Annotated in this window: 10 protein-coding genes and 1 tRNA gene; 1 reads left to right on the top strand and 10 read right to left on the bottom strand. The window is 59.2% G+C overall.

The annotated features are described in order from the left end of the window. The 10 genes from ACILRN_RS14885 to ACILRN_RS14840 all read right to left on the bottom strand — a co-directional run. A partial coding sequence (locus ACILRN_RS14885; RefSeq protein WP_395689597.1) for a methyltetrahydrofolate cobalamin methyltransferase occupies positions 1–862 on the bottom strand: 862 nt, incomplete at its 3' end. Beyond that, positions 859–1,158, bottom strand: coding sequence for a virulence factor (locus tag ACILRN_RS14880; protein ID WP_395689596.1), 300 nt, complete (start codon positions 1,156–1,158; stop codon positions 859–861). The genes ACILRN_RS14880 and ACILRN_RS14885, both read right to left, overlap by 4 nt. 139 nt (positions 1,159–1,297) lie before the next feature. Further along, positions 1,298–1,555, bottom strand: coding sequence for a GlsB/YeaQ/YmgE family stress response membrane protein (locus ACILRN_RS14875; RefSeq protein WP_395689598.1), 258 nt, complete (start codon positions 1,553–1,555; stop codon positions 1,298–1,300). Between the two features lie 174 nt (positions 1,556–1,729). Next, entirely contained in the window at positions 1,730–2,953 is a 1,224-nt protein-coding gene (locus ACILRN_RS14870; RefSeq protein WP_395689594.1) for a CaiB/BaiF CoA transferase family protein, read from the bottom strand. 149 nt (positions 2,954–3,102) lie between these two features. Then, positions 3,103–3,564: a hypothetical protein gene (locus tag ACILRN_RS14865; RefSeq protein WP_395689592.1), complete on the bottom strand. Its 462-nt coding sequence runs from the start codon at positions 3,562–3,564 to the stop codon at positions 3,103–3,105. Positions 3,565–3,610: 46 nt separating this feature from the next. Beyond that, complete coding sequence (locus ACILRN_RS14860) at positions 3,611–4,057, bottom strand: low molecular weight phosphatase family protein (protein ID WP_395689590.1); 447 nt, start codon at positions 4,055–4,057, stop codon at positions 3,611–3,613. 9 nt (positions 4,058–4,066) lie between these two features. Beyond that, positions 4,067–4,546 (bottom strand): UPF0262 family protein, encoded by a 480-nt coding sequence (locus ACILRN_RS14855; protein ID WP_395689588.1) that lies wholly within the window; start codon positions 4,544–4,546, stop codon positions 4,067–4,069. Between the two features lie 58 nt (positions 4,547–4,604). Next, positions 4,605–5,036, bottom strand: a complete 432-nt coding sequence (locus ACILRN_RS14850) for a DUF2948 family protein (RefSeq protein WP_395689586.1) — start codon at positions 5,034–5,036, stop codon at positions 4,605–4,607. Positions 5,037–5,040: 4 nt separating this feature from the next. Further along, a complete protein-coding gene (gene murA / locus ACILRN_RS14845; RefSeq protein ID WP_395689584.1) occupies positions 5,041–6,330 on the bottom strand; it encodes a UDP-N-acetylglucosamine 1-carboxyvinyltransferase in 1,290 nt (429 codons plus the stop codon). A gap of 76 nt (positions 6,331–6,406) precedes the next feature. Next, on the bottom strand, positions 6,407–6,598 hold the full coding sequence (locus ACILRN_RS14840) for a hypothetical protein (RefSeq protein ID WP_395689582.1): 192 nt from the start codon (positions 6,596–6,598) through the stop codon (positions 6,407–6,409). Positions 6,599–6,695: 97 nt separating this feature from the next. Here ACILRN_RS14840 and ACILRN_RS14835 point away from each other — a divergent pair. Next, positions 6,696–6,770: transfer RNA gene (locus ACILRN_RS14835), tRNA-Thr, on the top strand. Positions 6,771–7,064 lie beyond the last annotated feature (294 nt).

Below are 7,064 nucleotides of genomic sequence, written 5' to 3'. Positions count from 1 at the left end.
CTGGCGCCATGTCGCGGAACTTGTTGTTCCAGAACTTGCAATGAGCGTCTGTTCCATTCAGGACATTCGCACCGAAGATGGCATGCATGTCTTCGTCGTGCAGCGGGTTCATGATCGCCGAGGTCATGCCATGGCTTGCTGCCATGGCGAGGAAATAGCCGGTGAGGGCCCGCCGGTTGGGCATCCCAAACGATACATTTGATGCACCGCAAGTCGTGTTGACCTTCAACTCCTCGCGCAAGCGGCGCACGAGGCGAAACACCTGCTGGCCTGCTGTTCCCATCGCGCCGATCGGCATGACGAGCGGATCAACCACGATGTCATGCGGTTTGATGCCGTGGTCGGCGGCGCGCTCGACGATCTTCTTCGCAACGGCAAAGCGTACGTCGGGATCTTCCGAGATGCCGGTTTCGTCGTTCGAAATTGCCACCACAGCAACATTATACTTGGCCACCAGCGGCAGGATTGCCTCAAGCTTCTCTTCTTCGCCTGTGACTGAATTGACGAGTGGGCGGCCCTTTGCGGTTTCGAGTCCGGCCTTGAGGGCTGACGTGACGGATGAATCAATGCACAAAGGAAGATCAGTCACGGACTGGACAATCTCAAGCGTCTTGCGCAGCAAAGGAGGCTCAGACTCGTTCGGATTGACTGCCGTTACGCCGGCGTTGACATCCAGAATATGGGCGCCTGCCTCCGCCTGGGCCAGTGCATCCTTGATCACCATGTCAAAGTTGCCGGCCTGCATCTCTGCGGCAAGCTTCTTGCGACCGGTCGGGTTGATGCGTTCGCCGATTACCGTGAAGGGTCGGTCAAAGCCAATGATGTGCTCACGCTTGGCGGATGCAACGAGGGTGTGGGTCATTGTGCCTTGCCTCCGTTGGCGATGAGGGTCTTCAGCTTTTCCTGGGTGAAGGCGGCTTCAAGGTCAGCCTTGGCCTTGTCGGCTTCCAAGGCAAGATCATCGCCAACCGGCACAGGTTCAGCGCGCCGCCAGTCTGCAAGATAAGTGTCGGTGTCCGAGGCGCCCCCCCGCATTGCAGCCATGTCGATTGCTTCCTGAAAGCGGTCGGCAAGCATGCGCTTCTCCTCCTTCCGGCCGGCCTTGACCGAGACCGCGGATGGAATGTCGCGCCAGTACGTAATGACGAGATTGGCCATGATGCGAGGCTATATGCCCCGTTCGATGAAGGGTGGATTGCCTGAAAACGACATGGCACAGAAGCCGGACGAAGCTTGTCTGCCTGCCGCGGCTGCGTGGCCGTCCCCGGGTTGAGCCTAGCCGGACCGGCAGGACCGATCAACCGTTGCGACTGCTCGAAATGAAGCCCCAAACAGCCAGAAGAATGACGGCACCAACGACACCTCCGATGAACCCCGCACTCTCGCCCGGCCCGTACCAGCCTATCCCCTGTCCAAGCCAGGTTGCCACGAGAGCACCGACAATGCCGAGTACGGTGGTCAGAATGAAGCCCCTGGGCTCATTTGGCCCAGGCATAAGGAATTTTGCAATCAACCCGACAACGAACCCGATGATGATGGTCCAGATCAGCCACATAAGCATTCCCCACTGATGTAATATCATATTTCAAACGGCAAACGCGCCGAACCTTCCGGCACGTCGCACGCCCGACTCAAGCCACACGATGAATGTCATGATCGACGACCACGCGCCTGCTGTCAAACCCAGTCTCGTCCGGGAAGGACTCTGCTGACGGGTGGAGATACCCTGCTAGCCGATCACGCCATCCTGACGCAGCCGGCCAATCTCCGCCGCAGTCAGGCCGAGCAAATCGCGCAGCACCCTCTCCGTACCATCGCCAAGGCGCGGTGGTGCCTTTTCATATTGGATCGGCGTGTCAGAAAATACTACGGGGTTGGCGACCCCCGGTACCTGCACGCCATCCTCACGCGTCAGCCCAATCTGCAGCCCACGCGCCAGTACCTGCTCACTCGTGAAGACCTGATCAATAGTATTGATGGGGCCGCAGGGTATGGCTGCACTCTCGAACGCCGCAACCCACTCCGCCGTGGTGCGCGTCTTCATCGGGTCAATCAACATAGGAATCAATTCATCACGGTTAACAACCCGGCCCCGGTTGAGCCGGAAACGCTCGTCTTCGGCGAGGCCGGGAAGGCCGATGATGGCACAGTACTCCTTGAACTGACGATCGGTCGCCACCGCCATGATGATGTAGCCGTCCTGCGTTGCAAAAGTCTGATACGGAACGATGTTCGGATGGGCGTTGCCGAGTCGGGTCGGGACGTTGCCGCCTACCAGATAGTTGAGTGCCTGATTCGCAAGAACGCCAACTTGCGAGTCAAGCAGGGCGACGTCAATGTGCTGTCCCTGGCCCGTACGCTCACGATGGAACAGCGCAGCCTCGATCGCGATGGTGCAGTACAGCCCTGTGAATATATCTGCAAAGGCAACACCGACCTTCATCGGCTCGGCGCCGGGGGTGCCGTCTGGCTGGCCGGTTACCGACATGATGCCGCCCATGCCCTGGATCATGAAGTCATAACCTGCACGTTGCGCGTAAGGGCCTGTCTGGCCGAAGCCTGTCAGTGAGCAGTAGATGAGGCGTGGGTTGATCACCTTGAGGCTTTGATAATCAAGGCCGTATTTCTTGAGGCCACCAACCTTGAAGTTTTCCATGACAATGTCGGAGCGTGTTGCGAGGGACCTGATCAGTGACTGTCCTTCGACAGTTGCCATGTCGATCGCCACCGACCACTTGCCCCGATTGGCAGACAGGAAGTAGGCGGCATCACCCTTCGAGCCATCAGCATTGGTGAGGAATGGAGGCCCCCAGCCGCGCGTGTCGTCTCCTTCGCCAGGCTTTTCGATCTTGATCACTTCCGCGCCGAAATCGGCAAGAATTTGGGTCGCCCAGGGCCCGGCAAGAACCCGGCTCAAGTCAAGAACGCGAAGACCGGAGAGCGGGCCTGCCATTTGGATATGTCTCCCTGCAGCGTTGAGTTTAACGATCTGGCCCGACATGCGAGCAAGTGGAAACCGTTGGTCCGGTCAAGAACGCGCCTAGTCAAGACGATTGCCCAACCTTCGGTCCTCGACCCTCATCCACCTGAGGACCTGTTCCGCTAGTCTTGGCCAATCAAGGACCACGCGGCATCACCAATTTCAAGTCCCTTGGCCTCCGCCTCGGCCAGCTTTTCAGCATAAGGGTTTTTCAGGCGCTCTCCGCCGATTGCGAAAGACGGATCGACCGGGCAACCGAGGCCGATATTGGCCCGGACGGCAAAAGGCAGCAGAAACAGACCATGACGCACGTTGCGCAGGAAAACCCGGCCGTTGCTGGTCACCTCTCGCATGATGGCTGGTGTGAGAAAAGCGCAGGAAACGTCTTGAAGATCCATGCCAAGGGCATCGCGGACAAGCTCGATGCTTCTCCGATCATCTGTCAGGGCCTCGGCCATCAGTGTGAAGCCACCATATCCACAGGCCTCAAGCCAGGCGGTTGCCCAGGCCATGTCCCCGGCCTGTTCGAGGCCATCGCGGGTCAGGCGGGCGGCAAGACGTGTCTCAGCTGTTTTGACATCCATGAGCATGCCGCATTGATACGCCCATTCGGGGTGGTTGGCCAAGGCCTCAGACGCCGCTCGCCGAGATGCTGCCAAACCGCTGGCGGATGCGGCGCATCAGCTGGTCACGAACCTCACGATAACTGTCAAGGATCTGCTCCCGGCTGCCCGCCGTGACGGAAGGATCGAGGGTTGGCCAGTACTCCGCCTCAATGGCCATTGTTCGCGTCAGCTCGAGAGCCCGATGGTGAGCTTCGGGAGACAGTGAGATAACGAGATCAAAACTGGTATCTTCCAGGTCCTCGAAGCTCTGCGGCCTGTGCCTGCCCAGATCTATTCCGATCTCGTCCATGACCGTGGCTACAAAAGGATCAGGATTTCCCGGCCGCACGCCGCAAGAGGCAATGTAGCTTCGCTGGCCGTACAGATGCTTCATGATGGCGGCGGCCATCACCGAACGTATGACGTTCTGAGTGCAGGCGAAGAGAACGGCGCTGGGAAGTTCTCCCGCCATGGTTTGCCGTCATCCCCGCCAGTAAAGGACGCAGACGAGGGTAAAGAGGCGGCGGGCGGTATCGAAATCCACCTCGACCTTGCCGTTGAGGCGTTCACGCAACAATTCACTGCCCTCGTTGTGGAGGCCGCGTCGCGCCATATCGATCGTTTCGATCTGACTGGGTGTGGCTGTACGGATTGCCTCATAATAGCTTTCGCAGATCATGAAGTAGTCCTTCACGATTCGCCGGAAGGGCGACATCGACAGGCCGATGAGCGTGAGCCGCTCCTCCGCTTCATTCATTACATCAAAAATCAGCCGTCCGTCCGCAGTCGACAACCTGAGTCGGTAAGGCCCAACCGGATTAGCGAGCAGCGTGAAACTGTTGTCCTCCACCAGGTCATAGATCGCCACACGCCGCTCGTGCTCGGCCTCCGGTGATGGGCCAGGTCCAATCGTGGCATCAAGTTCAACTGTGCTGAGGCGGGTGCTTGGCTTGTCCGTCATGAGCTGGTTCTGGTCGATCGAAGGGTCAATTGAAATCGCTCACGATGGATCCGGCGTGTCAAGTGCCGTCGTCTTGGGCAAGCGGGTGCTGCGGCTTGCTCCTGGCATCCCAGGCCGGGCCGAGGTCGGCCATTTGGCATTCGAGGCATTCGACCATAAGTCTGATGGTGCTGCCACCGGAAAAGCTGAGGAGTATCTCGCCTGCTGGCGGGTCCGTCTCGGCGAATGTCACGGAGAGCAGGCACAAGGCTTCATCGCGCGGCAGATCGAGCAGGTTGAGCGTCTTGACGCCGAGAACTCGCCTAAAATGCAAGCCAGAGCGGCGGCGCTTGGGCTCGCCCGGTTCCTCCCAGGCGAAGCGGCTTGCCACCACAACGAACTGCCTTTGCTTCCGGTCATAGCGCATGCTGCCGACCGACAGGATCGCATCCTGCATATGGGCAGAGACCACTGCGAGGTCTTCTGCATCGAGAGCGGTGAGTTTCTGCATGGTTCTATCCGGCCTGGCGCGTCACATCCGCACCGCAAGCGGAGAGTTTTTCCTCGAGCGTCTCAAAGCCGCGGTCAAGATGGTAAACGCGGTTTATGACGGTTTCGCCAGCAGCTGCAAGACCGGCAATGACCAGTGACACGGAGGCCCGCAGGTCAGTTGCCATCACGGGGGCGCCGGTCAGTTTGCGTACCCCCCTGATTTCAGCCGTATCGCCGTGCAGGTGGATGTCCGCCCCCAGCCGCGCAAGTTCCTGCACGTGCATGAAACGGTTCTCGAAAATCGTCTCTCGGATTGTGCTGGTTCCGCTGGCCATGGTCATCAGTGCCATGAGCTGTGCCTGGCAGTCCGTCGGGAATGCAGGGAATGGCGCGGTTTCGATCTTGACTGGTCGCAAAGCTGCACCATTGCGCCGGATGCGGATGCCTTCATTTACCGCATCCACGTCAATGCCTGCCTGTCGCATCACATCAATCACCGCACCCAGATGTGCGGCATTGGCATTCTTCAGCAGCACGTCTCCGCCTGTCATGCCGGCGCACATGGCGTAGGTGCCTGTCTCGATCCGGTCTGGAATGACGCTGTGTTCCGTGCCACCGAGGCTGGTTACACCGGAAATTCTGAGCACCGAACTGTGGATGCCCTCGATCCTGGCGCCCATTTTGACCAGGCACTCGGCCACATCGCCAATTTCCGGCTCAGCAGCGGCGTTTTCGATGATGGTGTCGCCCCGGGCCAGAACAGCTGCCATCAACGCCGCATGGGTGGCTCCGACGGAGACCTTTTCGAAGCGGATGTGAGCGCCCCTGAGGCCGGTGCGCGCCCTTGCAACCACATATCCACCGTCAATCTCGATCTCGGCGCCGAGTTTTTCCATGGCCATGAGATGCATGTCGACTGGTCGCGTACCAATGGCACAGCCGCCCGGCAGAGATACGCGAGCCTCTCCGCATCGCGCCAGCAACGGTCCAAGCACCCAGAAGCTGGCGCGCATTTTCGAGACCAGCTCATAGGGCGCCGTCGTATCGGCAATCTGCCGCGCCGTGAGATGCATGATGTCGCCAGACATGCCGTCCTGCCCCAGGCGCTTGCCCGCGACCATGATGTCGATACCGTGATTTTGAAGGATCCGCTGCAGCAGGCGAACATCCGCCAGCCTCGGCACGTTTGACAGAGTAAGGGTCGCAGGGCTCAGCAGCGAAATGATCATCAATGGCAGCGCAGCGTTCTTGGCGCCTGAAATCGGAATGGTTCCGTTCAGGCGGTTTCCGCCGCGGATCATTATGCGGTCCATGTCGTGGCGATTCCCCTTATATGGCGGGCTGAGCCTGCCTTCAGTCCCCTAACATCGGCTAACAAGCACAAATGGCTCAATTGCGGCAATGGTCTTCATCAGGACGAGCAGACGGCTCCAGAGCCGTTTGCTGACCTGGCGTTTCAGAGCCGCTCGCCCCTGCCGCCTCACGGCTGCGTGCCTGTGCCTTGCGTCGGGCGATGTTGGCCCTCAGCGCCCTTTCCAGTCGCGCCTTGCGCCTTGCCGATTTGGCCTTCTTCTCTGCCATGGCCGCTGTCTGGTTAGGTTCGGGCCGGACGTCAAGGGATCAGGGTTGCGCAAGCCCGCGGCCTGTGGCATGTGTCCGCCCGCTTCAGAACAAGAGCGCTGCCGTAGCTCAGTGGTAGAGCACTCCCTTGGTAAGGGAGAGGTCGGGAGTTCAATCCTCCCTGGCAGCACCATTTTCTCAAATTATATCATTGACTTGATGAAGATGGATTCCAGAAACGGGTCGTCCTGGCGCCATATTACAATCATATTACGGTATTAAGTCCTAGAGATCTGGGGTACCATCCCTCCATGGCGGTCTCGAAGGTCATCAACCAGCAGTCCTTCCACGACGGTAAGGTCGTCCTCTACCAACTCGAGAACCGACCAAAGAAGCTGTGGCTCTGTCGGATCAAGGTCCCCAACGGAACGGGCTGAATCTATCGGGGTACGGGTACCTCCGACCTCTATCAGGCACGGAAGTTCGC

Source organism: Aestuariivirga sp. (genome assembly GCF_044238155.1).
Lineage (GTDB): Bacteria > Pseudomonadota > Alphaproteobacteria > Rhizobiales > Aestuariivirgaceae > Aestuariivirga.
Note: the sequence above shows the minus strand (reverse complement) of the source record. Positions and strands in the feature narration are given on the sequence as shown.

Bases quoted from the DNA above. Each gene is read 5' to 3' on its own strand.
- ACILRN_RS14880 (WP_395689596.1), bottom strand. From the start codon at position 1,158: ATGGCCAATCTCGTCATTACGTACTGGCGCGACATTCCATCCGCGGTC.
- ACILRN_RS14875 (WP_395689598.1), bottom strand. From the start codon at position 1,555: ATGTGGCTGATCTGGACCATCATCATCGGGTTCGTTGTCGGGTTGATT.
- ACILRN_RS14870 (WP_395689594.1), bottom strand. From the start codon at position 2,953: ATGGCAGGCCCGCTCTCCGGTCTTCGCGTTCTTGACTTGAGCCGGGTT.
- ACILRN_RS14865 (WP_395689592.1), bottom strand. From the start codon at position 3,564: ATGGATGTCAAAACAGCTGAGACACGTCTTGCCGCCCGCCTGACCCGC.
- ACILRN_RS14860 (WP_395689590.1), bottom strand. From the start codon at position 4,057: ATGGCGGGAGAACTTCCCAGCGCCGTTCTCTTCGCCTGCACTCAGAAC.
- ACILRN_RS14855 (WP_395689588.1), bottom strand. From the start codon at position 4,546: ATGACGGACAAGCCAAGCACCCGCCTCAGCACAGTTGAACTTGATGCC.
- ACILRN_RS14850 (WP_395689586.1), bottom strand. From the start codon at position 5,036: ATGCAGAAACTCACCGCTCTCGATGCAGAAGACCTCGCAGTGGTCTCT.
- murA (WP_395689584.1), bottom strand. From the start codon at position 6,330: ATGGACCGCATAATGATCCGCGGCGGAAACCGCCTGAACGGAACCATT.
- ACILRN_RS14840 (WP_395689582.1), bottom strand. From the start codon at position 6,598: ATGGCAGAGAAGAAGGCCAAATCGGCAAGGCGCAAGGCGCGACTGGAA.